Source organism: uncultured Brevundimonas sp., assembly GCF_963977465.1.
Lineage (GTDB): Bacteria > Pseudomonadota > Alphaproteobacteria > Caulobacterales > Caulobacteraceae > Brevundimonas.
In genome coordinates this window covers 664,667-688,808 of the sequence record NZ_CAXBOQ010000001.1, presented here as the reverse complement: position 1 = coordinate 688,808, position 24,142 = coordinate 664,667, and the positions used below count along the sequence as shown (strand labels likewise).

Annotated in this window: 20 protein-coding genes and 1 pseudogene; 13 read left to right on the top strand and 8 right to left on the bottom strand. The window is 64.2% G+C overall.

Annotated features, from left to right (window positions below; genetic code table 11):
* Positions 1-15: 15 nt before the first annotated feature.
* Positions 16-444: a hypothetical protein gene (locus AAC067_RS03610; protein ID WP_339929607.1), complete on the top strand. Its 429-nt coding sequence runs from the start codon at positions 16-18 to the stop codon at positions 442-444.
* Between the two features lie 67 nt (positions 445-511).
* Here the strand turns inward: AAC067_RS03610 and AAC067_RS03605 are convergent, their stop codons facing one another.
* The 4 genes and pseudogenes from AAC067_RS03605 to AAC067_RS03590 form a co-directional block, all read right to left on the bottom strand.
* Positions 512-1,540 carry a PAS domain S-box protein gene (locus AAC067_RS03605; RefSeq protein ID WP_339929605.1) on the bottom strand — a complete coding sequence of 343 codons (1,029 nt, stop codon included), beginning with the start codon at positions 1,538-1,540 and terminating at the stop codon, positions 512-514.
* Positions 1,541-1,826: 286 nt separating this feature from the next.
* Positions 1,827-2,027 (bottom strand): annotated as a pseudogene (locus AAC067_RS03600) (glycosyltransferase family 4 protein); the annotation flags it as partial.
* A 22-nt stretch (positions 2,028-2,049) separates the two neighbouring features.
* The gene (locus tag AAC067_RS03595) at positions 2,050-4,335 is read right to left on the bottom strand and encodes a glycosyl hydrolase family 65 protein (RefSeq protein WP_339929603.1); all 2,286 of its coding nucleotides are present in this window, start codon (positions 4,333-4,335) and stop codon (positions 2,050-2,052) included.
* 14 nt (positions 4,336-4,349) lie between these two features.
* Entirely contained in the window at positions 4,350-5,048 is a 699-nt protein-coding gene (locus AAC067_RS03590; protein ID WP_339929601.1) for an HAD-IA family hydrolase, read from the bottom strand.
* Positions 5,049-5,215: 167 nt separating this feature from the next.
* On the opposite strand from AAC067_RS03590, the gene AAC067_RS03585 reads away from it, so the two are divergent.
* The 7 genes from AAC067_RS03585 (at position 5,216) to AAC067_RS03555 (ending at position 16,229) form a co-directional block, all read left to right on the top strand.
* The gene (locus AAC067_RS03585) at positions 5,216-6,274 is read left to right on the top strand and encodes a type II glyceraldehyde-3-phosphate dehydrogenase (protein ID WP_339929599.1); all 1,059 of its coding nucleotides are present in this window, start codon (positions 5,216-5,218) and stop codon (positions 6,272-6,274) included.
* A gap of 111 nt (positions 6,275-6,385) precedes the next feature.
* Positions 6,386-8,833: a heavy metal translocating P-type ATPase gene (locus tag AAC067_RS03580; RefSeq protein WP_339929597.1), complete on the top strand. Its 2,448-nt coding sequence runs from the start codon at positions 6,386-6,388 to the stop codon at positions 8,831-8,833.
* 47 nt (positions 8,834-8,880) lie between these two features.
* Positions 8,881-10,092: an MFS transporter gene (locus AAC067_RS03575; RefSeq protein ID WP_339929595.1), complete on the top strand. Its 1,212-nt coding sequence runs from the start codon at positions 8,881-8,883 to the stop codon at positions 10,090-10,092.
* Between the two features lie 105 nt (positions 10,093-10,197).
* Entirely contained in the window at positions 10,198-10,659 is a 462-nt protein-coding gene (locus AAC067_RS03570) for a DUF305 domain-containing protein (RefSeq protein WP_339929593.1), read from the top strand.
* A gap of 305 nt (positions 10,660-10,964) precedes the next feature.
* On the top strand, positions 10,965-13,328 hold the full coding sequence (locus AAC067_RS03565) for a xylulose 5-phosphate 3-epimerase (protein WP_339929788.1): 2,364 nt from the start codon (positions 10,965-10,967) through the stop codon (positions 13,326-13,328).
* Positions 13,329-13,347: 19 nt separating this feature from the next.
* Positions 13,348-14,706, top strand: coding sequence for an MBL fold metallo-hydrolase (locus AAC067_RS03560; protein WP_339929591.1), 1,359 nt, complete (start codon positions 13,348-13,350; stop codon positions 14,704-14,706).
* 5 nt (positions 14,707-14,711) lie between these two features.
* On the top strand, positions 14,712-16,229 hold the full coding sequence (locus AAC067_RS03555; protein WP_339929589.1) for a thymidine phosphorylase family protein: 1,518 nt from the start codon (positions 14,712-14,714) through the stop codon (positions 16,227-16,229).
* Here the strand turns inward: AAC067_RS03555 and AAC067_RS03550 are convergent.
* Positions 16,187-16,891 (bottom strand): sigma-70 family RNA polymerase sigma factor, encoded by a 705-nt coding sequence (locus AAC067_RS03550; protein WP_339929587.1) that lies wholly within the window; start codon positions 16,889-16,891, stop codon positions 16,187-16,189. The genes AAC067_RS03555 and AAC067_RS03550 overlap by 43 nt on opposite strands.
* Positions 16,892-17,152: 261 nt before the next feature.
* Entirely contained in the window at positions 17,153-17,812 is a 660-nt protein-coding gene (locus AAC067_RS03545; RefSeq protein WP_339929585.1) for an isoprenylcysteine carboxylmethyltransferase family protein, read from the bottom strand.
* Between the two features lie 68 nt (positions 17,813-17,880).
* Between AAC067_RS03545 and AAC067_RS03540 the strand changes: the two genes are divergently transcribed.
* The 3 genes from AAC067_RS03540 to AAC067_RS03530 all read left to right on the top strand — a co-directional run bounded on the left by AAC067_RS03540 (position 17,881) and on the right by AAC067_RS03530 (position 20,841).
* Positions 17,881-18,042, top strand: a complete 162-nt coding sequence (locus AAC067_RS03540; RefSeq protein WP_339929583.1) for a hypothetical protein — start codon at positions 17,881-17,883, stop codon at positions 18,040-18,042.
* A 169-nt stretch (positions 18,043-18,211) separates the two neighbouring features.
* Positions 18,212-19,426, top strand: coding sequence for an acetate/propionate family kinase (locus tag AAC067_RS03535; protein WP_339929581.1), 1,215 nt, complete (start codon positions 18,212-18,214; stop codon positions 19,424-19,426).
* A gap of 50 nt (positions 19,427-19,476) precedes the next feature.
* The gene (locus AAC067_RS03530; RefSeq protein ID WP_339929579.1) at positions 19,477-20,841 is read left to right on the top strand and encodes a hypothetical protein; all 1,365 of its coding nucleotides are present in this window, start codon (positions 19,477-19,479) and stop codon (positions 20,839-20,841) included.
* Here AAC067_RS03530 and AAC067_RS03525 read toward each other — a convergent pair.
* On the bottom strand, positions 20,826-21,308 hold the full coding sequence (locus AAC067_RS03525; protein WP_339929577.1) for a hypothetical protein: 483 nt from the start codon (positions 21,306-21,308) through the stop codon (positions 20,826-20,828). The two genes, AAC067_RS03530 and AAC067_RS03525, sit on opposite strands and share 16 nt — an antisense overlap.
* Before the next feature lie 277 nt (positions 21,309-21,585).
* On the opposite strand from AAC067_RS03525, the gene AAC067_RS03520 reads away from it, so the two are divergent.
* Positions 21,586-22,518 carry a ribose-phosphate pyrophosphokinase gene (locus AAC067_RS03520; RefSeq protein WP_339929575.1) on the top strand — a complete coding sequence of 311 codons (933 nt, stop codon included), beginning with the start codon at positions 21,586-21,588 and terminating at the stop codon, positions 22,516-22,518.
* A 100-nt stretch (positions 22,519-22,618) separates the two neighbouring features.
* On the opposite strand, the gene AAC067_RS03515 is transcribed toward AAC067_RS03520, so the two are convergent.
* Positions 22,619-22,879, bottom strand: coding sequence for a DUF5676 family membrane protein (locus tag AAC067_RS03515; RefSeq protein WP_339929573.1), 261 nt, complete (start codon positions 22,877-22,879; stop codon positions 22,619-22,621).
* 553 nt (positions 22,880-23,432) lie between these two features.
* Between AAC067_RS03515 and AAC067_RS03510 the strand changes: the two genes are divergently transcribed.
* Positions 23,433-24,110, top strand: coding sequence for a DUF6629 family protein (locus tag AAC067_RS03510; RefSeq protein ID WP_339929571.1), 678 nt, complete (start codon positions 23,433-23,435; stop codon positions 24,108-24,110).
* The last annotated feature ends 32 nt before the right edge of the window (positions 24,111-24,142 follow it).

Here is a 24,142-nt window from a genome sequence, read left to right as displayed (position 1 = left end):
TTCCAGGTTCACGCCATGACAGCCGTGGTCGTAACCCGCCTAAGCCGCACTGCAGTCGACGAAAGCTTCACCCTGGCGCGACTGGGATATCCCGACCTGACCATGGCGGGCTGGCGATCGATCACTCTGCACCATTTGGACCATCCGGCATCGACCGGCGGGATTCTTTTGGCCCGGGACGCGGCGCAGAGGCTGAAGGGGTTGCTGATCTATTCGCTATCGATCTGCATTGCGGCCGGGCCCTCGGTGCAGATCGAGCGTCTGATCAGTTTTGATGCCTCCAACCCACGGTCCGTCGCCGCCGCCCTGGTCGCAGAAGTACTGAGGCTCGGTTCCAGCCATGGCTGCGACAGCATCAGCCTGGTTCGGCCCCTGGATTCGCCGGAAACTGCTTCAGCCATGGTTCTGGCTTCGGACACGGCGGTTCTGTGCCAGATGTTTTGAATCGCCATCGTCGCGGTCTCCGGAAAGCCGGAACGACGTCACGCGTCAGGAGCTATCCGGTGTCAACCTACTGCGGCAAGGGGGGGGCACCGGTCAGCGGCAAACGAATGCTGCAGCCGACACCGGAGGCGGCATAGGACGAAATCGCCGTTCCGCCATGGACCCCCAGGCTGCGAGCGATCAACTCGCTGCCAAACCCGCGTCTCGTCGGCGGGGCGACGAGTGGTCCGTTGCGTTCCTGCCAGGTCACATCAAGAAGAGGCGGCGCGTCTACCGGAACTTTCCAGTCCACGTTTAGCCGCCCGGCAGACGTCGAAAGCGCGCCATACTTCGCCGCGTTTGTCGCGAGTTCGTGCAGGACCAGCGCCAGGGCGACAGCGCCCTGTCCGTCAAGAGCGATGTCTGGTCCGGTGAGCGTAATCTTGCTGTCATCGTCCCGGTAGGGTGCCAGTTCCGACTCCAGCAAAAGTCGAAAACTGACGTCCGTCGACGAGCCGCTGACCAGCGCATCGTTCGTCCTTGAGATGGCTTCGAAACGACCCAGGACCGCCTCCTTGAATTCAATGACAGAGGCCGCCCGTCGGGCGCTCAGGGTCACGATCGAATTGACGACCGTCATTGTATTCCTCAGGCGATGCGCAACCTCGCTCGCTACTAGCTGGCGGTGCCTCTCCGCTGTCTTTCGAGCGCTGACATCCCGGATAACCACTGTGACGATGTGCTGTCCGCCGATCATCTGCCGCGAAAGCGTTGCTTCTATCGAGAGTTCTTCACCGTTCTTGCGTCGTCCAAGGACCTCTCGCCCTTCCCCCATGAATCTGCGCAATGGCGCGTTGGACGAACAGAAGCGGTCCACGTCTTCGCGGTGCCGATCATGAAAGCGCGTCGGGACCAGTGCATCGATCGAGCCACCCAGAACTTCGTCGCTGGTGTACCCGAAGATATCTTCGGCTGCTCGGTTGAACAGGATAATGCGACCGGTGTGATCGGTGCTCACGACGCCGTCGCCGATCAGTGACAGGATCGACTGAAAATCCGCACCGAAGGGAAATTCCGTCACGTCTCGCGCCTGCCCAAGATGGTCATTCTGTTCCATAGCGCTTTCACCTGCGCCAATCCCCATGGAGCGAAAACCATACCCTGTCCAGTTACGGATGATGGACCGCAGTGTCAGACAAGAAGCACAACTTGCCTATCGGACAACGACCTAATCGTGGCTGTGAGTGGGCCAGCGACGGCATTGGCGCAGTTCTCCCCGGCCTCTTTGCGGTCGATGAGTGTTGTCGAGTAACAGGCGATGTCCGCGATACCCGGCAGATCTTGGGCAAAGGGCCGTTGCGGCGACAGATCCGCATAGACGTCCAGATCCCGGCGGGCCATTGCGGGGCCCGATCCAGTCGCTTGGCCTGATCGCGCACCGGGATCAGTCGCGCGCGCGGCGTTGCATCGGCGCTGGCGAACAGGGTGACGTCATGGGCCAGCTCAACCAGGGCGTCGGTCAGGTGGGCGACCACCCGTTCCGTGCCGCCATACAGATTCGGGGGCAAGGTCTCATAGAGCGGCGTGACTTGCGCGAACTTCACGAGCGTTCCAGAGGGTGACGTGTCATTTTGGAGCCGCTCCTCCGAGGTCGGCGACAAGCGCCTGGTCGAGACTGAGCTTATGCGCTCGCCCGTGGACCGTGAGAATCATCGGCTCGCCCGCTTGCAGCGTCGCGTAGAGACGATGGTCGGCCTGGTTGATGTTGATAGTCAGGTGCCGGCCTCGCCACTCCATGCTGAAATCCAGGCTGGACCAATTCCCTGGCAGGTGCGGTGCCAGGGCGACGCCGTCGCTCCGCAGCGACAGCCCCGCGAACCCAAAAACCGTCATCATCCACAAGCCGCCCTGGGCCGCGATATGAATGCCGCCGCCGATCGCCACCTTGGTGTCGGCTAAATCGATCGCTGCCGTCCTGTGGAAATAGTCCAGGGCCATCTCGGTATCGCCAAGACGGGCAGCGACCAGGCCGTGCATCGCTGTGCTCAGCGAACTGCCGTGACCGCAACGGGGCTCGTAGTACCGGAAGTTCGCCGCTCCCGTCTTGCCCGGGAATTCCTCAGGCAGAAGGGCCAAAAGGGCCACGACATCGGCCTGTTTGATGACCTGCGACCGCTGGGTCCTTTCCCGGCCAAGAACGACGTCCATCGGGACGGAGCGACCCGCATAGGCCGACAGGTCCACGTCCTCGAGATCGAAATAGCCCGTGAACTGCTCGAACAGACCGGTGTCTGAATCCAGACCGGTCGCCATGGCGTCCGCTACGCTGCGCCAATGTTCCAGCTCGACCTCGACCAGCCCGAGGCGGCCGGAGAGGGCGGCCCACCGATCCGGCCACCGCTCCCGCAGCAAGGCTGTGACTTCAAGCGCCCTGCGAATGTTCCAGCGGGCCATGACATTGGTGAAGGCATTGTCATCGATGGTCTCGTGATACTCGTCCGGGCCGATGACGCCGCGAATATGGTGAAGGCCGTCCGCTTCGAGCTGGGCCCGGCTCGACCAGAAGCGAGCGGTCTCAAGAAGGATTTCGGCACCGGCGGTGATCAGGAACTCATCGTCGCCTGTTGCCTGCCAATATTGCCAGACGGCATAGGCGACGTCAGCGCTGATGTGCTGCTCCTGGACACCGGTGAGAATGTCGACGATCTGCCGGTCCGGACCGACGACCTGTTCGGGTGTCGTCTCGAGGCCGGTATCCGTGGATTCCCATGCGTAAAAGGCACCCCGCCAGCCCCGGTCAGCGGCCTTGGCCCTCGCACCGTCCAGGGTATGGAAGCGGAACATCAGCAGCGACCGGGCCGCCTCCGGCCAGGTCAGGATATAGAAGGGCAGCAGGAAGATTTCGGTGTCCCAGAATACATGCCCGCGGTAATCGGCTCCGGTCAGGGCCCGGGCACCGATCGAGACCCGCGGATCTTCCGGGTTGGCTGCGCTGTTCAGATGGTAGACCGCGAAGCGAAGCGCCTTTTGCGCTGCAACGTCGCCTTGCACCTTGACGTCGCTACACGACCAGCGGGCCGCCCAGGCCGTCTCATGTTTCTGGACAACGCTACGCCAGCCCTTTTCCCGAGCGCCGTCGAGATCATCCCGCGCACGCTCGCCTGGGTCCTGGTCGCGAGCGTCACTTCGAGACAGGGCGACGATCCGGTCAAAGCAGACGACCTGTCCCGGTCGCGTTTTCCAGGTCCAGGACCATCTGAACGGGGCGAGTGAGGTCGGAGGAATATTCTGGCCGTCGATCCGCAGGGCAACAGCGGCGGCCATGGCGAGGCCTTTTCCGGAAAGATGGGTGCGCCACACGCCGAACTCGTTCTCAAGACGCTCGGACGTGAGATCGCTATCGAACCCGTCCGTGGAGGCTTCGAGTGTGATTTCTATCTCGCCTTTTTCGGTCTCCAGGCGAAGGAGCTGCAGACCAAGCGACCGCTGGTCCTGTGAGGCCAGTCGCAGCAGGCGCAGCCGGAGGCTCACGGCGGCCCCTTCCACCAGGCGACATTCGGTGAGCAACAGGCCTCGCCGCATATCGAGCGTCAACGGGTGTGACGGCCCGGGGCCGAAATGCTGGACAAGCTGTCCTCCCGGCAGGGAAACCCGGACCTGCACCCAGTCCGGCCCGGGGATAAGTTCCGGCACCGGGCGCTCGGTATTGCGCGTATCGAACAGCCCGGCGACATAGGTGCTCGGCGGCGCGGTGTGCCGCGGTGATTGATTGATCGCTCGGGAGGCCCTGGTAGCGAGGAAACCGTTGCTGACGGTGAAGCGGGTTTCGCGATCGCTCTCCCGGAGCGCGTCGCAGCCGTCGTCAACAAGAACCCATGCAGCGTCCGCCGTTGGCTCAAGCGCCTGTTTCATGGTGGCTGGGTCCTTCACGGTGTTCGAGCCTTGAGCCGGCCTTGCGCAAGTTCGACCAGCGCGATCTCGTTTAGGGTTTCAACCACCAGATGCGAACCTGCGGCCCGGAGCTGATCTGCGTCGCCCAGCCGAGCCACGCCGAGCGCCGTCATGCCGCCCGCGCGAGCGGCCTGAATGCCGGCCGGAGCGTCTTCGACAACCAGACACCGGGTCGGCGACACGCCGAGTTCGGCCGCCGCGATCAGGAACAGCTCCGGGTCCGGCTTGCCGTGCTTCACCTCTCGACCGGAGACATTGACTTGGAAGACATCGAGCAGGGTTTGGTCGGTGCTCAGGCGGATCGACCGCATCATTTCGGTGGCGTTCCTGGAGGATGAGGCGGCAGCCATGGACCAACCGAGCGCGGCGACCCCCTCGATGAAACGCAAGGCGTCCGGGAAGGCTGCGATCGCGTCGGTCCGCATCAGCTCTTCAAGCCGCGCCTGTTTGCGTTCGGCATAGGCACCGGCGTGGCGCACGGCATTGTTCACACCCAAGGCCTCAAGCGCCGCTCGAGCACCGTCGAGTCGTGGCTTGCCCGCGATCTGGGACTGATACATCGCCGTCGTGAAGCGCTCTGTTTCGGCTAAGCCGGCAAGCGCCTCACGCCACGCGCGTTCATGAGGCGATGCGAGCAGGACGCCATCGACGTCGAAGATGGCCGCGGTCAACATTCACAGCCATCCACCCATGATGACGGATTCACGGTTATCCGTAATTTGGTTCTGATATCCTTCATCATCAGCCCAGACTGACATGCGCCGGCGCGGTAAACATTGATCAGGATCAAGGCGCGACCTGCTCATCTCCTGTTCTGTGAACTCACAGGAGAGATGTCGTCATGACCAAACCAACCCGGGTCGCCGTGAACGGATACGGCGTAATCGGCAAACGGGTCGCCGATGCGGTCCGGGCCCAGAAGGACATGACCCTGGTAGGGGTCGCTGACGTCGCGACGGACTGGCGCACGCGTGTCCTTCAGGACCGGGGTGTGCCGCTATTCGCCGCCACGCCCCAGGCACACGATGAACTTCGTGCCGAGGGCGTGCCGACGGCCGGTCGACTCGACGATCTGTTGGATGAGGCCGATGTCATCGTCGATTGCACGCCCAAGCGGGTGGCGGCCGATAATGTCCCGCTCTACCGGGACCGGGGACTGAAGTTCGTCCTGCAGGGCGGAGAGAAGCACGCGGTCACCGGCCATTCGTTCGTCGCGGAGGCCAATTTCGAGACTGCGGTCGGGCGCGAGGCGACCCGGGTCGTCTCCTGCAACACCACCGCGACAGTGCGCACGCTGAGTGCGCTGAAACGCGCAGGGTTGCTCCTCCGGGCCCGCGGCGTCCTGCTTCGCCGCGCGACCGATCCGTGGGAAAGCCACCTTGGCGGCATCATGAATACTCTCGTTCCGGAGCCCGAAATTCCCAGTCACCAAGGTCCCGACGCCCAAACCGTCGATCCGGACCTCGACGTAGTGACTATGGCCGTCAGGGTTCCGGAGACGATCGCCCATCTCCACTACTGGTCGATCCAGATGACCCGGCCGGCGGACAAGGACGAGGTGCTCGACGCCTTGCGATCCTCGTCCCGCATTCTGCTGATGAAGGACGAGTACAGTCTGGACGCTCTCAACGCCGTCAAGGAGTTGATGGCGGATCGGGGTCGATCTCGCAGCGATCTCTATGAAGTGGCGCTTTGGGCCGACATGCTCAAGGTGCAGGGCGATGAACTCTTCTACGCCTACATGGTCGACAATCAGGCGATCGTCGTGCCGGAAACCATCGACGCTATCAGGGCACTCGACGGGCGCGAGACATCGGGCCGACGTTCGATCGCCGCAACAGATCTGGCCATGGGTATTGAAGGCTGTCTGTTCGCCGAGGCCGGGCCCCGGACTACCTAGAAACCCGCTCCCAATGTGGACGCGACGGCTACAGCCCGTCGCTCCAGGGCGGGGTGCAAACAATCAAACGGGGCATCCTTCGGATCCTTCGTCACCAGACGGAACGCAGCCATGACCACCCGCACACTCGACGTCGGCAATCTGTTCTCGGTCCTCGGGGCCGGAGGGATCGAGCGACAACTGGGCCGTATCGACGGGGTCGGCCGTGTGTCGGTGAACCCGGTTTCCGGTTCCACGACGGTCGCCTACGACGCGTCCAGGACCAGCCTGTCGGCGATCAGGACCGCGATCGAGGCATGCGGCTTTCACTGCGCTGGCGAATCCCTGCCCAAACATGTCTGCCAGGACCACCCCGCGCCGGCCAAGGGCGGCCCGGAGCGTGCCGGGCCCGCGACTGCCGACGCGCATGGGGCGCATGGGGGTCATGGGGGGAGCACAACTGTCCCGGTGGAGCCGGTGACGACGAAGGGGAAAGACGCCGCCCGGGGCAAGGCGCAGAAGGACGCCATGGCCCACGAAATGGGCCACGGGTCCGGCAAGGACATGCAGTCGATGGTGCGCGACATGCGCAACCGGTTCTGGATAGCGCTGGGGTTCAGCGTGCTCATCTTCGGGTTCTCGCCGATGGGCATGGACTTCATCCGGATTCCACCTCCGTTCGGCCTGAGACTCGACCTCCTGCTGTTCGTCCTGGCCAGCGGTGCCATCCTCTATCCGGTCTGGCCGTTTATCGTCGCGGCCTGGCGCTCGTTGCGGAACGGTGTCGCCAATATGGCAGTGCTCGTCGTTCTGAGCGTGGGCACGGGCTATTTCTTCAGCGCGGGTTCCACCTTCATCTACGGCGGCCAGCATTTTTATGAAGCGTCATCCATCCTGCTGGTCTTCATCCTGCTGGGTCACTGGCTTGAAATGCGCGCCAGGGCGGGAGCGTCCGAGGCCATCCGCGCCCTGATGGACCTGACTCCCCCAACGGCGATCGTTTTGCGCGACGGCAAGGAACAGGAGGTGCCGACCGCCGAGGTTATCGCGGGCGATACGGTGGTGATCCGCCCCGGGAACAAAATCCCGGTCGATGGAACAGTGCTTGAAGGCGCATCGCTCGTCGATGAATCAATGCTGACCGGCGAATCCATGCCGGTGGAGAAGAAGGTAGGCGACACTGTTATCGGTGCAACGATCAACAAGAGCGGCACGTTCCGGTACAGCGCCACCAAGGTCGGTGCGGAAACCGCGCTGGCTCAGATCGTCAAGCTGGTTCAGGAGGCTCAGAACTCCAAGGCACCGGCGCAACTGCTGGCTGATCGCGCGGCGCAATGGCTGGTCTGGGTTGCAATTCTCGTCGGGCTGCTGACCTTCGTGGTGTGGTTCTGGGTCATCGGCCAGCCCCTGCTGTTCGCCGTCAGCCTGACCATTACCGTCTTCGTCATCGCCTGTCCCGACGCGCTGGGCCTGGCGACACCCATGGCGATCATGGTCGGCACCGGCCTCGGTGCCCGAAACGGTATCCTGTTCAAGAATGCATCGGCGCTGGAGGAGGCCACCAAGCTGGACGTCATCATCTTCGACAAGACCGGCACGCTGACGATGGGACAGCCGGAGGTGGTCGGTCTGGTGATGGCCCCGGGCGCGACCGAGGACCAGCTGTTGGCCGCGGCTGCGGCCGTGGAGGCCGGATCGGATCACCCGTTGGCCCAGGCGATCCTGCGCCGGGCCGCTGATGTAAAGGTGCCCAAGGCGACCGACTTCACCAATATTGAGGGCAAGGGTGCCCGGGCAAAGGTCGGCGGCAAGACGGCGCTACTCGGCAACAAGCGGCTGATGACCGAGAACAGGATCGACCTGGGTGACCTCGGCGCGGAGTCAGAAGCCTTGCAGGGCGCGGGGCGGACCGTCGTTCATCTCGCCGTGGACGGTAAGCCGGTGGGCCTGATTGCTATCGCCGATGCGGTGAGACCGACGGCGATAGAAGCCGTCAAGGCGCTGCGCGCGCGTGGCGTGGAGGTCATCATGTTAACCGGGGACAACCAGGGGACGGCCGAACGGATCGCCAAGGGGCTCGGTATCGACCGCGTGTTCGCTGACGTCCTGCCCGGCGACAAGGCGAGCAAGGTCAAGGAGCTCCAGGCGCAAGGCAAGAAGGTCGGGATGGTCGGCGACGGCGTCAACGACGCCCCGGCCCTGACCCAGGCCGACGTCGGCTTCGCCATCGGCGCAGGCACCGATGTCGCGATGGAGAGTGCTGACATCGTGCTGATGAGGAGCGACCCGTTCGACGTCGTGGGTGCCATCGAACTGTCACGGGCCACGCTCAGGAAGATGCATCAGAACCTGTGGTGGGCGGTCGGCTATAATGTCATCGCCTTCCCGCTGGCCGCCGGCGTCCTCTATCCCTTCCTGCTCGGCCCCAGCATTGCCGCCATCGCCATGTCCGGAAGTTCGGCGCTTGTGGCGATCAACGCCTTGATGTTGAAGCGGACCAAACTGACCGGCATCCACCGCCCAGGCGAGGCGCCCGCGGCCTCCACGTTACCGACGGCAGGAGCGACGGCGGCCGCATGAAAGACCTCGCTCCGTCGGGTATACCGACCGCGACGATGGTCGTTCTCATGGCCGCGGTCTTTACGGTGTCTATGGGCTTCGGCGTTCTCCTTCCGCTGCTGCCGTTCATCATCGAGCGGCTGCTGGGCGCGGGGGCGGAGGCCGGGGAGATTTCCCGGTCAACCGGCTTGCTGACAGGCCTCTACATGCTGTCGCTGTTTCTCTTCGCGTCGATGTGGGGCCGCCTGTCCGACAGATATGGACGCCGGGCGATCCTGCTGATCGGGCTTGTGGGTTTCGGCACCACCATGCTGGTTTTCGCCTTCGTTGAGAGCCTCGTCGCCGTCTATGCGGAACGGGTTCTGAGCGGCCTGTTCGCCGCGGCGGTTACACCAGTTGCGTTGGCCACCATCGGCGATCTGGCGGCGACCGAGGAGGCGCGGGCGCGCCGCCTGACATTCGTCAGCCTGTCGGGCATCTCGGGATTCCTGCTGGGGCCAATGCTGGGCGTGTTCATCGCTAGCGCTGCCGCGGACCTGGTCTCGAGTAGCGATCCGATGGGGTCGCTGGCGTTTCCGTTGGGCGCGACCGCCGTTCTCGCCTTTGCCGTGGCCGGTGCCGCCGTTTTCGTCTTGCCGCGAACCAGGCACAGGGAACAGGTGAGCAGGCCCGACTCGACTGTGGCGCCGACAAGTCGCTGGCTGATTCCCAAACTGCTGATTCTGGCGTTCATCGTCGCCGCCGGGGTCGGGGTGTTCGAGGTCGGTTTGTCGCTTCGAGGGAAACAGGAACTGGGCATGAGCACGACCCAGATCGCCCTTATGTTCACAGAGTGCAGCGTGGTGATGATCGCGGTGCAAGCCATGGTGTTCTCGCCCTGGGTCAAACCCTCAACCACCCGCTGGATGATCGCGCCGGCCCTGGTCGTCCTGACGCTCGGACTGTTTTTGCTGCCTCATGCCGCCAACTTCAGCTGGATGCTCGTGGTGATCGGAGCGGTGGCGGCAAGCGCCGGCATACTGACGCCGATCCTAGTCTACTGGATCTCCAGCCGTGCCGGCAGGGCGCAGGGGGCCCAACTCGGCAGGCAAACCGCCGCGGCAAGCCTGGGGGCGGCCGTCGGTTCGGCCGCGGGGGGCCTGTTGTACGATGTCGCCTGGTTGCCGGGCGCGTCGTTCCTCATCATGTCGACATTGACCGGGATTGGCGTCGTGCTCAGCCTCGGCCTGCCCCGGATGCTAGGCCCATCCTGTCCCCGTTCGACCGCAAGCGCGCTTTGACAGCTGAATTGAACCAAGCACGCCGGTGTTCGTTGAATCAGAAGCCGCCGCGATACGGACGTCACGTCCTGCTGGCAGGTGGCGCGATCCAAAGGATCCACCTCCATGTTTAAAGTCACTCAACGCTCGGTCAGGCGGCCTGCGGTCGCCTTGTCGATTCTTTCCCTCCTCGGTGCCACCGGGTGCGCCGCCACCGCCGCGGACTCCGGAACGGCGATGCCGGATCGGCCGATGGCCGGGATGAGCATGCCACACGCCGGCGACGGTCACGGCATGATGGGCCAGGATCATGCCATGCCCCCGGGGATGAGCATGCCCCGGACGGCCTTCTCTGAGGCTGAGATGGGCATGCACCGCGCCATGATGATGGCGACCGATGTGAACACTCAGCGGATCTGGGCGCGCAAGATGATCGCCCACCATCAGGGAGGCATCGCGATGTCGCGGGCTCTTCTGGCGAGTGATGCGACGGATGTGGAGGCCCGCCGTATGGCGCAGGCCGTTATTGACGCACAGACACGAGAAGTCGTGGAACTGGAATCCTGGCTTGAGCGCCATCCGGGTTGATTGTTCGCGGGCGGGACGGCGGAGCCGCGATGCGCGCCGCACGTCGCCGTCCGACGTTCCTGACAATCTGGAAACGCGGGCGGAGGGGACTGATTATGTCCAACTCTCAGCCAGCCACGTATCCCACTTTGGCAGAAGTGCGCGGAGACCGTTGGCCGCATGTCACGCTCGCCCGTGACGCATGGGTGTTCGCGACCGTCACGTTTCATTTTGCGGGTCGTCACTCTGTGAGGATGTAAGCGATCCCCTGGGAGGGCGTCATATCGGGAGCGGGCGGGATGTCCGCCTGTTTGTCGCAAGGCGTGATGATGTCGGACACCAGGGACGATATGTGGAAATCCGGGTACGGGCCGCTGACGCGACGCGCTGAAACCGTCGCTCGGGTCGAAGACATGGCGCAGCGACTCGTCCGCCGCGGCCTCTGGCATGACGAGGAGTCGGTTTACCGCTTGGTGGCCGCCGCCGATCGGTTAGCGAGCGCCGGCATGTGGCTTGTGGCACACATGACTTATGCACGCCGGGTCGACCTGTCGGGAGCCCCCTTGCCGTCGGAGGCTTTCAAGGATCCTCCGGAGGGGCATACCGGCGGATCACTGAACATGGTCACCGCCTTCGTCGGCTATCTGCTGGCGAACGCCCTGTCCGGGACCACGCGGTCGTGGATCATGGGCCAGGGGCACTGCGTGGCCGCCATTGAGGCGGTCAATGCCCTCACCGGCGATGTGTCACCCCGGCAGAAGGGTCGCTACAGCCGTTCGGACGCCGGCCTGTCCCAGCTCGTTTCGGACTTCTACAGCTATGCCATAGGAGCCGACGGTCGACCCGCCACGCCGCTCGGCAGCCACGCCGGGCCGGACACCGCCGGGGCCATCTCGGAGGGCGGCTACCTCGGGTTTGCCGAGCTCGAATACGTCCACATCCCGCTGCCCGGCGAGAGTCTGGTCGCCTTTCTCAGCGACGGTGCTTTCGAGGAGCAGCGCGGCTCCGACTGGTCTCCGCGCTGGTGGCGGGCGGAGGACAGCGGTCTGGCAACGCCGATCATGATCCTCAACGGGCGCCGCATTGAGGAACGCACGGAGATCGCCCAGGACGGCGGCGCGTGCTGGCTCGAACAACACTTGAGACTGAACGGTTTCGACCCGGTCCAGATTGACGGACACGATCCAGCTGCCGTGGCGTGGGCCATCCTCGACTCCGAAGAGCGGATGGCGCGCTTCAAGGCGGACCCGGACCGGGTCTATCCAGCGCCATTGCCCTATGTGATCGCCCGGGCGGTCAAGGGGTTCGGCTTTCCCGGGGCCGGTACGAACCGGGCGCATAACCTGCCGCTGGAGGGCGACCCGCGCACAAGCGAGCAAGCGCGGGCCGCGTTCAACGCGGCGGCGGCGGCGCTGTTCGTGCAAAAAAGCGAACTTGAAGCCGCACTGGGGACTCTAACCACCCATAGTCTGCAGCGACGGCCGTTGGAGAGCAGCCATCCGGCCGCGCGGCGAGCACCGTCGACGCCCATGAGGCCCGTCCCGGACTGGTCGGACGGGCCGAGGCCGCCGATGGAGGCGATCGACAACTGGTTCGTGGAATTCGTCGACGCCAACCCGGACCTGCGCGTGCGCCTGGGCAATCCGGATGAGCTTCGAAGCAACGGCATGGGGCGCACGCTCGACCGGCTTCGCCACCGGGTGAACCGACCGGAAGCCGGCGTCGCCGAGGCGATCGACGGGGCAGTGATCACCGCTCTCAATGAAGAGGCGGTCGCGGGCGCCGCGCTCGGCAACAAGGGCGGGCTCAATCTCATCGTGAGCTACGAAGCGTTTGCCGTGAAAATGCTGGGTCTTCTGCGCCAGGAGATCATTTTCGCGCGCCATCAGCGCGAGAACGGTCAGGCTCCGGGATGGCTCGCCGTCCCGCTCCTGGCCACATCCCACACCTGGGAGAATGGCAAGAACGAACAGTCGCACCAGGACCCCACGCTTGCCGAAGCCCTGTTCGGAGAGATGTCGGACACCGCCCGGGTGCTGTTCCCTGTAGATGCCAACAGCGCCGTTGCCGCGCTTCGCGGGGTCTACGGCCGGCGCGGCGAGGTCGCCTGTCTGATCACGCCCAAACGGATTTTGCCCGAGGTATTCAGCGGGGAGGGGGCTCTGGATCTTTGGGAACGCGGCGCAGCCCTGATCGAGGGGGATCTCGACAGTGCCGAAATTCAGATCGTTGCGGTCGGTGCCTACCAGGCGCGAGAGGCGCTGGCGGCAGCTGCGCGACTCAATCAGAGCGGTCGCCGCGCCTGTGTCACGGTCCTGCTCGAACCCGGGCGGTTCCGGGTCCCAAGGGACGAGATCGAAGCTGCCCACGCGGCCTCGGCCGAGGAACTCGAAGCACTCTTTCCCCGGCGTCTTCCCCGTCTGATCCTCACCCATACCCGCCCGGAACCGATGCTTGGCCTGTTGCGCCGCCTCGACGGAGGGCCGGAACGCACCCAGGCGCTCGGCTATCTGAGCCGCGGCGGAACGCTCGACACGGCCGGCCTGCTATTCGCCAACCGCTGCACCTGGGCGCACGCGGTCGCCGCTGCGGCTGAACTGCTGGGTATTGACCAGCACGAGGTCTTGACGCTCGAGGAGGCCGCAGCCGTGGCCGGCAAGGCTCATCCCCGCATCCTGCAACCCGCATGACATACGAAGGAGCAACATCGTGATTACCTTCACAAGTCTCGGCGGCGCAGGCACAGTCACCGGTTCCAAGCATCTGCTGGAATCGGATGGCCGCCGTATCCTCGTCGATTGCGGTCTCTTTCAGGGTCTGAAGAAGCTCCGGGAGCAGAACTGGGATCCGTTCCCGATCAAGCCCTCCAGCATCGACGCCGTAGTCCTCACCCACGCCCACCTTGACCATTCGGGCTATTTGCCGAAACTGGTCAAGGACGGTTTTCGGGGACCGATCCTGGCGAGCGCGGCGACGCGGGACGTCGCCGAGATCATCCTGCGGGACAGCGGTCATATCCAGGAAAAGGACGCCGAGAACGCCAACCGGTACGGCTATTCAAAGCACAAGCCTGCGCTACCCCTTTACGGCGTGCACGACGCAGAGCGCGCCGTGGAGCGTTTCTCTTCCACGGCCTTCCAGCAAGAGGTCCGTTTGCCGGGCGGTGCCACCCTCATGTTGCGCCGGGCCGGCCACATTCTCGGGGCAGCGACGGCCGAGGTGACCTGGAACGGAACGAGGATTCTGTTCTCCGGGGATCTCGGCCGCTACGGCGACGCCACCATGGTCGATCCGGAGCCGGTCACGGAGGCTGACTACGTCGTGGTCGAGTCGACCTACGGGGATCGCCTCCACGATCCGCACGACCCCACTCAGACCCTGGGGGACGTCATCGAGCGAACCACCGCGCGGGGCGGCACAGTTGTCATCCCTACCTTCGCCGTCGGTCGCGCCCAGTCGCTGCTGTACCATCTCTGGCAACTGAAGGAGGCGGGCCGCATCGGCCTGGTGCCGATCTACATGGACAGCCCCATGGCGATCAACGCGACCGACCTCCTCTGCGCGCACCTGCAGGATCATCGCATGCCGCGCGACGTCTGCGATGCCGTGTGCGGGATCGCCACCTATGTGCGGGATGTCGAGGCGTCGAAGAAGATCACCGTCAGTCCCATGCCGAAAGTGATCCTGGCGGCGAGCGGGATGGCGACGGGCGGCCGGGTGTTGCACCACATCAAGGCCTTCGGTCCGGATCGTCGCAACACCATACTCTTCTCAGGCTACCAGGCGGCCGGCACCCGCGGTCGGTCGATGGTCGAAGGTGCCAAGGAAGTGAAAATCCATGGCCAGTGGGTTCCGATCAACGCGGAGGTGGCCACCCTGCCGATGCTTTCGGCCCACGCTGATTACGAGGAAATCCTGCGCTGGCTGTCGGGGATCAAGCGGCCGCCACGCAAGACCTTCATCGTCCATGGCGAGCCCCATGCGTCGGACGCCTTGCGGGTCCGGATCCAGGACCGGCTCGGATGGGACTGCATTATCCCCGGGATGATGGAGCGTCACGACCTGTGAGCGACATGATCAAAACCGCCCCCGAGGCGGCAGCGCCCCTGAAAGCGCGCCGCTTCGGCCTCCACGCCCAGCACGAATCGATCGTACTGATGCATCGGGACTGCCCTGCCTGCCGCTCGGAGGGTTTGTCGGCCCGGTCGCAGGTCGTGCTGAAGTCAGGAGACCGTGAGGTCTATGCTACCCTCTACCAGATGGATGGCGGCGTTCTCGCCATGGACGAGGCCGCGCTCTCCGAGGAAGCCTGGCAAGCGCTGGGCGTAAAGGCTGGTGACCCCGTCACCGTGCGGCACGCGCCCGCGATCGAATCCATGTCCAGCGTGCGACGACGCATCTACGGTGCCAGGCTGGACGACACAGCGATAGACGGCATCATCCGGGACGTGGCCGCGGGCCAGTATACCCCCATCCATCTCGCCGCCTTTCTCACCGCGACCTCGGTCCTGCCGCTGGATGATGCCGAGACCGTAGCCCTCACACGCGCCATGGTCGGGGCGGGAGAGCAGCTCGGCTGGGCGTCCGACGTGGTCATGGACAAGCACTGCGTCGGCGGACTTCCGGGCAACCGCACGACGCCGATCGTGGTGGCCATCCTTGCCGCCTGCGGCCTGCTTACCCCCAAGACATCCTCGAGGGCCATCACTTCGCCGGCGGGCACAGCCGACACCATGGAAACTCTGGCACCGGTCGATCTAGATCTGCCCGCCATGCGTCGTGTGGTGGAAGCCGAGGGAGGGTGCGTCGTCTGGGGCGGGGCCGTGAGGCTGAGCCCTGTCGATGACATTTTCATCCGGGTCGAGCGCGTTCTGGATGTGGACACCGAAGGTCAGCTGATCGCCTCGGTCCTTTCCAAGAAGATCGCGGCGGGTTCCACCCATGTCGTGCTGGATATTCCCGTCGGCGCCACCGCCAAGGTGCGTACGACTGAGGCGGCCGGGAAGCTTTCGCGGCGACTCATCGAGATCGCGGCCCGGTTCGACCTGAAGGCGCGATGCCTTCAGACCGACGGGAGTCAGCCGGTCGGCGTCGGCATCGGGCCGGCTCTGGAGGCGCTTGATGTTCTGGCGGTGCTGCAGAATAGGCCCGAAGCGCCGCAGGATCTTCGCCAACGCGCCTGCCTGCTAGCAGGGGCTGCTCTCGAACTCGCCGGTGCGGCGGAGGCTGGTCTGGGGGCCGCCACTGCCGAAGCGGTCATTGCCGACGGCCGCGCCTGGGTCAGGTTTCAGCGGATCTGCGAAGCGCAGGGTGGCATGCGTACGCCGCCCGTCGCGGCCCAGCGGGCACCAATTCATGCGACCCGATCCGGCCGCGTCATCCTGATCAACAACCGCCAGATCGCCACCCTGGCCAAGCTGGCGGGGGCACCCGAACGGAAGGCGGCCGGCATCGAGATGCAGGTGCGCCTGGGAACGGAAGTCGCAGTGGGCCAGCCTCTGCTCACAGTGCATGCCGAGACGGCGGGCGAACTGGCCTACGCACTCGACTACGCCGCTTCACATGGGGATTTGATCGATATCGAAGCCTGACCCGTCGCATCGATGGCTCGTCTCCATCGTGCCGCGAGCGCGCAGGGCTCAGGGCAGGCACCGCAGCGCTCCTGCATCTGTCGCCGGAGTGCCGCGCGGGCGCGGTGGACGCGAACGCCGACATTGTTGGCGGTCAGCTGCATCTCACGGGCGATCACCTTGAGAGGGGTCTGCTGGAGCTCCGCGCGCCGCAGGAGTTGGGCGGTCTCCGGTCTGAGGTCGCCCAAGGCTTCGGACAGGCACTGCAACGCCCAGTCCAGACCCTCCGGCGCATCGTCTCCGGCGGGTACGGGAACCTCCGATAGCATGGCCTCGTTCAGCCGGGAACGGCTCGCATTTCGACGGTAACGATCGAACAGGGCATTGCGCAGGGCGGTGCCGAGCCATGCATCGATCTTGCCGGGATTGGTCAGGTATCGTGCGCCTTGCGTGGCCTTCAGGGCGAACTCCTGCAGAACGTCTTCGGCGTCTTCTCTGGACCGAAGGCGTCCCCTCAGAAAACGCAAATGGCCAGCCCGACCGTATCGAAGGCTCGATTCCACGAGGCGTACAATTTCTTCCGGACGGGCCAATGCCGGTGCGAGGCCAATCGACGGGGGCACTGAAGCCGGTGTATCTGATGCGGAGGCTCGTTGCAGGTTCATCTGGCAAATCCTGTCCATCTATTGGAAATCAGGATCGGGCCGAAGAGCGCGCGCGCCATTGCGATAGATCAAAATATCAGATCACGACTATGTGTACCCGCATTTCCGAGGGATTTTCATCTGCGGTGCGTAGTGCGTTACCTGATTGAACGAGGTGGCGTGTCGAGATTGATCCCAGGTTGAGCTCGGTCTTGCGAATACCTTGTTGCCCGCCAGCGCTTGGCCAAGATAACTGGCGAACGCGGGAGGTCCCGGCAAGCCCTGCGTCGGGGCGGCGGTTCAGGGGCGCGAAGGCGCCGCGCCACCCCCTGGGCGCATCCGTGGAATGAAGGCGGGCGTGGCCTGCCTGTAGATCGCATACCCCGGGCCGAAGCGGGTATCGATTTCGCGCTCCTCGCTCCTGGTGAGCCGCCAGTACATGAAGACCAACACCGGGAACATCGCCAGGGTGAGCACGGTCGGCCATTGCAACAGAAAGCCGGACATCACCAGCACGAAGCCGACGTACTGCGGATGGCGGATGGATCGATATGGACCGCTGACGGCCAGCATTCCATTCTGCTGGGCGCGATAGAGCACCGGCCAGGCCGCGGAGATCAGCCAGAAGCCGCCACCGATAAAGGCGAAGCTGAGGATATGGAAAGGTCCGAAGTGGGGGTTCGCCCTCCAGCCGAACATCGTCTCGAGGAGGTGGCCGGCGTCGTGCGACCACCAGTTGATGCCGGGGAAGCGCGTCTGCAGCCACCCGGACAGGAAATAGAGTGTGAGCGGAAAACCGTACATCTCGGTGAAGAGCGCCACCAGGAAGGCGCTGAAGGCGCCGAATGAACGCCAGTCCCGGCCCGTCCTCGGTTTGAAGAAGGTGAAGGCGAAGACGATGAACAGGACCGAGTTCAGGATGACCAGGGACCAGAGTCCATAGGCTTGCGGTTCGGGCATGACGGGGTCGCTCAGAATTGATTTGGATGGGAAGGATTGGTGGCGGACGGCCCCCCGCGGCCCAGGCGATGCCCACGGTCATGGCCGCGGTGCAGGATCAAATGCGGCAGCGGACAGCGCTGGAACGAGAGGAGCGGCGGGCGACCGAAGCGGTGGACACGATGCTCGCCGATGAGCCGGTATGCCAACCCTGCGTCGAAGGCGGCGAGGATATTCGGGATACGTCCTGACTGTTGGGTCGAAGGCATCGGGCTGGATCTCTCATGGAGAGACGAAACGTCGCTGCCTGTCTGACGCCGCCGGGGCAATCCATTACGCCGGGCCGGGATCGCAGGGGAGGCGACGACCGCGGTCGGCGCTGCCTGATCCGTAAGGAGAGCGGGTTGGCCGCGTCAGGAAATGATCGGCACGCCGGGCGTGCGCCATTCAGGGACCATCGCCAGGATGCCGTCCGTCCTCGCTCTCAACACCGGATCGTCCACGGTCAAATTCGGTGCCTTCGAAACCGCCCGAGGAACTCTTGCACCGGTGTTGCGGGGCCGGATCGAGTCCCACGGCCCGGGCCGAAGGGTCTTGAGCCTGGACACGGCCGGAGGCGTCCTGACCGAAGCCCCTTGGGTGGACAGGGGCAGCGACACGGTGCCGGACCTGTTGCGGTGGGTGGAGGCCCGACTGGCCGGGCCCGTGGCCATTGTCGGACATCGCATTGTGCACGGCGGGCCGGACTTCAGCCAGGCGGTCGCGGCCACTGAGCCGGTCCTGAAGGCCCTTGAAGCGCTTGCTCCGCTCGCGCCACTGCACCGGCAGCAGGGACTTGCGGGAGCCCGGGCGCTTCGCAAGTCCAATCCTGATCTACTCCAGGTCCTGACGTTCGATACCGCCTTCCATGGCGGTCATGAGCCGGTGGCGGATCGGTTGGGCCTGCCCAGGGTCTGGGAAGCCAGGGGGCTTCGCCGATACGGCTTTCATGGTCTGTCCTACGAGTCTGTGGCCGAGCAGCTCGCGGCGCTCGATCCGTCGACGGCGACCGGTCGCGTTGTCGCGGCCCATCTTGGCTCAGGCGCGAGCCTCTGCGCACTGAGTAACGGTCGCAGCGTCGATACCACCATGGGTGCCACCCCGCTCGACGGCTTGGTCATGGGAACGCGCTGCGGGAGTCTGGACCCTGGGGTGGTGCTCTACCTCCAGCAAATCGCGGGGCTCGACGCCGCTGAACTCGTCGATCTGCTCTACCGGCGCTCCGGCCTGCTGGGCATCTCGGGGCTCAGCGATGACATCCGTGTCCTGTTGGAGAGCGACAGCCTGGCCGCGCGTGAGGCGGTTGATCTGTTCGTCTACCGGGCGGCGCGCGAGGTCGCGACCCTGGCGGGGAGCCTGGAGGGGCTTGACGGCCTGGTCTTCACCGCCGGCATCGGCGAGAATTCACCGCAGATACGGGCGGAAATCTGTGCACGGCTCGCCTGGCCGGGTGTCGAGCTTGACCCGGCCGCCAATAGCCGCGGGACTGGACGGTTGAGCGCAGCCGGCAGTCCTGTCGCCGTCTGGGTGATCCGTACCGACGAAGAACGGATGATCGCACGCCATGCTTCCCGGCTGCTTGGCCTTGACCGGTGACTCGACGCGGAGCAAGCCGGTTCGCCACCCAGAAGGAGGCTCTTTCATTGATGTCTGATCTGTCGCCCTTGGCCGGCTCCGTACGCGCAGACCAGCTGAACGGCGGCTGCTTTTGCGTGGGGGTGGATCAGGCAGCCCTCGCGGCCGCACTCGATCGCGAGACGGAGATCCCCGGGTTCGCCGGGGACCTCGCTGAAACCCATCCCTGGCTGTTCGCGCGGTCCCCCGTTTTCCTGCCCGCAGAGACGCTCGGCCGGATGATGGACGTGGTGGCGGCGGCTGAGACGGCTGTCGTGTTGCCCGGGTATCGCGAAGCCGCCCTGGCCTGGACCCCGCCGCTCGCGCGTCGGGATCCGGGCCCGCTGGGTGCCTTCATGGGTTACGACTTCCACGTGACACCCGTCGGCCCCAAGCTCATCGAGATCAACACCAACGCCGGAGGCGCCTTCCTGAACGCCGTTCTCGCCCGGTCGCAGCAGGCGTGCTGCGCGGGCGTCGTCGCCGGCGTTGACGCACCCGGGCCGGCAACGTTTCAGCAGCACATCGGAGAAATGTTCCGCAATGAGTGGCGGCTGCAGAACGGGAGTGGGACGCCGACAACGGTTGCCATCCTGGATGATGATCCCTTGGCGCAGGCGCTATATCCGGAGTTCAGGCTCGCCCAGGCCCAGCTGCGGGCGGTCGGACTCGAGGCCCTGATCGGCGATCCTCGCGATCTTAAGCTCGAAGGTGATGCTCTGACGCTGGGCGGCGTTCGTGTGGACATCGTCTACAATCGTCTGGTCGATTTTCTGCTGGAGGAGCCGGCCCACGCAGTCCTCAGACAGGCATATGAGCGAGACCTGGCCGTGATCACGCCCAACCCGCATATCTATAGCCGCCTCGCCGACAAACAGAACCTTACCCTGCTGTCCGATCCCGAAAGACTACGCCGCTGGGGGCTGGGAGCGGATCATGCCGCCGTTCTTGCGGCGACCGTTCCCCGGACCGTCCTCGTGCGATCGGAAAACGCCGCAGAGCTTTGGGCAGACCGGCGCAAATGGTTCTTCAAGCCGGTACGGGGCCACGCCAGCAAGGCGGCCTACCGCGGTGCCAAACTCACCCGGCGGGTCTGGGAAGAGATCAAAGTCTCCGCCTACGTCGCGCAAGCCTACACCGCTCCGGGAGAACGACGCATCCAACCCGACGACGAGCCGGTCAGTCTGAAGGTCGATGTGCGCCTTTACACCTATGGAGGGCGGATGCTGCTCGCGGCGGCCCGCCTCTACCAGGGACAGACCACCAATATGCGCACGCCGGGCGGTGGTTTCGCACCGGTCCTCGTTTTACCGACCGTCGCGGTGAACACTGATCCCTGCGCCCAGGCCGGCGCAGCGACGTCGTCCCCCGGCACGGCCTGTCATGACCGCTTGTAGGCGAAGACAGCCCTGACTGGATCGTCGCGCCGACCGGGGCGAGCCACATGGAAGATCAGCAGGTAACGTCCGGGATGCTGGAGCGAGACATAGCCGCCGTAGGAGGTGGAACCGTCCAGATGCATGGGGTCCAGTCGCCCGGCTCCGGGGCCGGCGTTACGCGGCCCTTCGATACTCAGCGACACCTGGGCGTCATTAATGCGCTGGTTTGTTGTGGCGTCGAACACGGCGAGCGTGACGTGATCGGTCCCTGGCGGCGGCCCGTCGTGCATCTGGGACTCAGGGTGGGACCGCGGGTGATCGGCCACTTTTTCACTGGCGATGACGCCGTACACAAGTCGAAGACCATCGACGGTCTGCGACTGACCTTCGACGGGCTTCGCCTGGCAGGAAGCGAGCGCCAGGGCGACGACGGCGGCCAACAGAAGCGGGCGCGCCCAGTGGCGCATTGGGTGGGCGACAGACATGTTCCGGTCTCTCCGCGAGGGGCTGAACTCGACCCGTGTCGACAATGACGCATGTCTTCGACCGGGTATTACAGCGTCTCCGTCCCCGACGGCTGGGTCTTCCCCCGCCTTGCGTAGAGTTACCCAGAGGGCCGATCGGTACGTGGAGGCGAAGGCACGTTGTAAGAACGGGCAGACCGTAGCGTCTGAACGGGCATCCTGCCATCGGGAGCCAGTGCGTCGGGCTCTCCTGTTCCACTCTCAGCCTTGGTCTCCAATCCTCATTCCGGGAGTTCACATGCGATTGATCCTGCCCCTCCCGGGAAATGAGGCGTTCGCCGAGCGAATCGCCAAGGCGGGCGGGTTTGAGCTGGGGCAGCTTGAAACCCGCCACTTTCCGGATGGCGAAAGCTATGTCCGGTTGGTGTCAGACGTAGCGGGACGCCCTGTTGACCTGGTCTGTAGTCTGGCGCGTCCGGATCCAGGGTTTCTGAGCCTGATCTTTGCCGCTGACGCAGCCCGGGATCTCGGAGCGGCGGAGGTGACCTTGGTCGCGCCCTATCTCGCCTATATGCGCCAGGACCAGCGCTTCACGCCCGGTGAGGCCGTAACCTCGCGTGCGTTTTCCCGGCTCATCTCGAGCAGCTTTGACCGACTGGTCACTGTCGATCCGCATCTGCACCGCTATTCAGCGCTGGCTGCCCTGTACAACATTCCGGCGCGCACGCTGCATGCCGCGCCCTTGCTGGCCGATTGGATCGCCGCTGAAGTCCCCCGTCCGTTGATAATCGGACCCGATGAAGAAAGTGAGCAGTGGGTCCAGGCGGTCGCCGCAGCAGTTGGTGCGCCTCACGTCGTGCTGAGAAAAATTCGGCACGGAGATCGGGAGGTCGAGATCGCATTTCCGGATCTCACGCCCTGGCAAGACCGCCGCCCGGTCCTGCTTGATGACATTGCGTCCTCCGGGCGTACACTCATTGAGGCCGCCCATCAGTTGCAGCGACAAGGCTTGCCACCGCCCGTCTGCGTTGTCGTCCATGGAATCTTCGCGGGGGAGGCCTTCGCAGAACTCTCCCGGCTCTCCGAAAGGGTCGTGTCCAGCGACAGCGTCCCACATGCAAGCAATGCCATCACGCTCGCGCCGCTCATAGCGGCGGCGCTACAGACCTGGGAGGCGGATGGCCCTACGCGACGTCGACGCCGTCCCGGGCTTGCCGGAAATCCTGGCTGACGCCACTTGCTCCAGCACCTTTGGCCGCTCCGCGCGGTTGCGGGTTTCCGCCTATGCAGTTGCCGGTCATGATGGCTTCATCATCCCATAGCCCCCAACTCTAACCCCGACCCCAGCGCCGGTTCAGCCAGTTGTAGATCGGGCAAAAAACCAATCCGGCGTAAGCTCCGTAGAGAAAGCTTTCTGCAAATCCCAACAGGAATCCGGGCCAGGTTAGCCACGTGAAGCCAGGCAACAACTGCTCCAACATAGCCGGTGCATGCAGGTTCTCAGGCGCGATCAGTCCGTAGACCACGCAAATGAGAAACGTTACTGAAGCCCAAATTCCAAGAGTCCAGCTTACAATTTTCGTGTCTATCATGGGTCGGCTCCGCCGGGATTTCTGTAAAGCTGCCGAGGTGACTCGCTCAGTGCTCATGGGGCGGTTTCAGGTCGCCCTTTCGTGAGCGAGCGCTGTCGCTACCCTTTGTGGATCGATGCGACCCATGACCGCCGTGGCCGCCATGACCCACGAGGTGCAGTCCCACAAAGGCTGCCCCGATCAAAAGCCAGGGCCAGTTTTCTACCATCCAATTCATCAGTCTCTCCTGGATCTTCGTTGGAGCGTATTGTCCGCGCGCCGGCCTGGTCACCAGTTGCCGGGGTCGCGCCCACGGAGCAATGACGCGGCAAGCCAAAATTCCTTACAGAGCAGCTTCGGCTCTTCCCAAGTCTCTCTCGGCAGTTCTGTCGATGAAGCCGCATGCCCAAGAAGGTGTCGCTCGGACAAAGCGCAACTCAGAGCGTCCGGCTGGCCCTAATGCCGATTGAGATTGATCACCGCCAGTTTCGGCTCGGAAATTCTGTGGGCTGGTGCCAGTATGCAGCTGCCAACCCATCCCTGAGTCTGTTGAGATCTGAGGATTTACGATCGCATGTGCTTTTCCGCTACAGCCAGTTTCACGGCAGGGGCTTCGCTGCTGATCATCGGCTCGATAACGGCTCGTCGCGCACGGCGGCGCGCCGAGCTGCCCTTTGCATTGATCCCCGTCCTGTTCGGCATTCAGCAGCTGATTGAGGGAACCATCTGGCTAACGTTTCCCGACAAGGCGCCGATGATGAATACCGTGCTTACGCTCGTCTATTCGCTCTTCTCGCACGTCCTTTGGCCGATCTATGTTCCAATCGCGATTCTATTGATCGAGCCCGTGCTCTGGCGTCGCCGGGCATTGCTCTCCATCGCGTTGGTCGGGGCCGCTGTGGGCCTCTACCTCCTGTATTTTTTGGTAAGTTTGCCGATCGTTTCACAAGTGCAGGGACGGCATATCGCCTACGTCTCCACGCATTTCTATATCGTCGTTGTGATGTTGCTGTATGTCCTCAGCACTTGCGTCAGCATGCTCTTCTCCAGCCACACGAAGGTCAGGCTGTTTGGTCTCGCGGCCTTTGTGGCATTCGTCGCGGCCTACGTTTTTTATTCCGTGTGGCTTATCTCCGTGTGGTGCTTTTTCGCAGCAGTGCTCAGCGTCATGGTGCTGCTGTACTTTCCTCCACGATCGAAAAAGCCGTCCGAGCAACCGCCGACTTCAGAGCTTCAGTCGCCGGCAATGTGACTGTGCGTCACGGTTCGAGCGGGTAAGGCATG

What these genes read in the sequence shown, in the direction of transcription:
- AAC067_RS03610 (WP_339929607.1), top strand. Translation starts at nt 16, where the DNA reads ATGACAGCCGTGGTCGTAACCCGCCTAAGCCGCACTGCAGTCGACGAA.
- AAC067_RS03605 (WP_339929605.1), bottom strand. Translation starts at nt 1,540, where the DNA reads ATGGAACAGAATGACCATCTTGGGCAGGCGCGAGACGTGACGGAATTT.
- AAC067_RS03595 (WP_339929603.1), bottom strand. Translation starts at nt 4,335, where the DNA reads ATGAAACAGGCGCTTGAGCCAACGGCGGACGCTGCATGGGTTCTTGTT.
- AAC067_RS03590 (WP_339929601.1), bottom strand. Translation starts at nt 5,048, where the DNA reads ATGTTGACCGCGGCCATCTTCGACGTCGATGGCGTCCTGCTCGCATCG.
- AAC067_RS03585 (WP_339929599.1), top strand. Translation starts at nt 5,216, where the DNA reads ATGACCAAACCAACCCGGGTCGCCGTGAACGGATACGGCGTAATCGGC.
- AAC067_RS03580 (WP_339929597.1), top strand. Translation starts at nt 6,386, where the DNA reads ATGACCACCCGCACACTCGACGTCGGCAATCTGTTCTCGGTCCTCGGG.
- AAC067_RS03575 (WP_339929595.1), top strand. Translation starts at nt 8,881, where the DNA reads ATGGCCGCGGTCTTTACGGTGTCTATGGGCTTCGGCGTTCTCCTTCCG.
- AAC067_RS03570 (WP_339929593.1), top strand. Translation starts at nt 10,198, where the DNA reads ATGTTTAAAGTCACTCAACGCTCGGTCAGGCGGCCTGCGGTCGCCTTG.
- AAC067_RS03565 (WP_339929788.1), top strand. Translation starts at nt 10,965, where the DNA reads ATGATGTCGGACACCAGGGACGATATGTGGAAATCCGGGTACGGGCCG.
- AAC067_RS03555 (WP_339929589.1), top strand. Translation starts at nt 14,712, where the DNA reads ATGATCAAAACCGCCCCCGAGGCGGCAGCGCCCCTGAAAGCGCGCCGC.
- AAC067_RS03550 (WP_339929587.1), bottom strand. Translation starts at nt 16,891, where the DNA reads ATGGACAGGATTTGCCAGATGAACCTGCAACGAGCCTCCGCATCAGAT.
- AAC067_RS03545 (WP_339929585.1), bottom strand. Translation starts at nt 17,812, where the DNA reads ATGCCCGAACCGCAAGCCTATGGACTCTGGTCCCTGGTCATCCTGAAC.
- AAC067_RS03540 (WP_339929583.1), top strand. Translation starts at nt 17,881, where the DNA reads ATGCCCACGGTCATGGCCGCGGTGCAGGATCAAATGCGGCAGCGGACA.
- AAC067_RS03535 (WP_339929581.1), top strand. Translation starts at nt 18,212, where the DNA reads ATGATCGGCACGCCGGGCGTGCGCCATTCAGGGACCATCGCCAGGATG.
- AAC067_RS03530 (WP_339929579.1), top strand. Translation starts at nt 19,477, where the DNA reads ATGTCTGATCTGTCGCCCTTGGCCGGCTCCGTACGCGCAGACCAGCTG.
- AAC067_RS03525 (WP_339929577.1), bottom strand. Translation starts at nt 21,308, where the DNA reads ATGTCTGTCGCCCACCCAATGCGCCACTGGGCGCGCCCGCTTCTGTTG.
- AAC067_RS03520 (WP_339929575.1), top strand. Translation starts at nt 21,586, where the DNA reads ATGCGATTGATCCTGCCCCTCCCGGGAAATGAGGCGTTCGCCGAGCGA.
- AAC067_RS03515 (WP_339929573.1), bottom strand. Translation starts at nt 22,879, where the DNA reads ATGATAGACACGAAAATTGTAAGCTGGACTCTTGGAATTTGGGCTTCA.
- AAC067_RS03510 (WP_339929571.1), top strand. Translation starts at nt 23,433, where the DNA reads ATGTGCTTTTCCGCTACAGCCAGTTTCACGGCAGGGGCTTCGCTGCTG.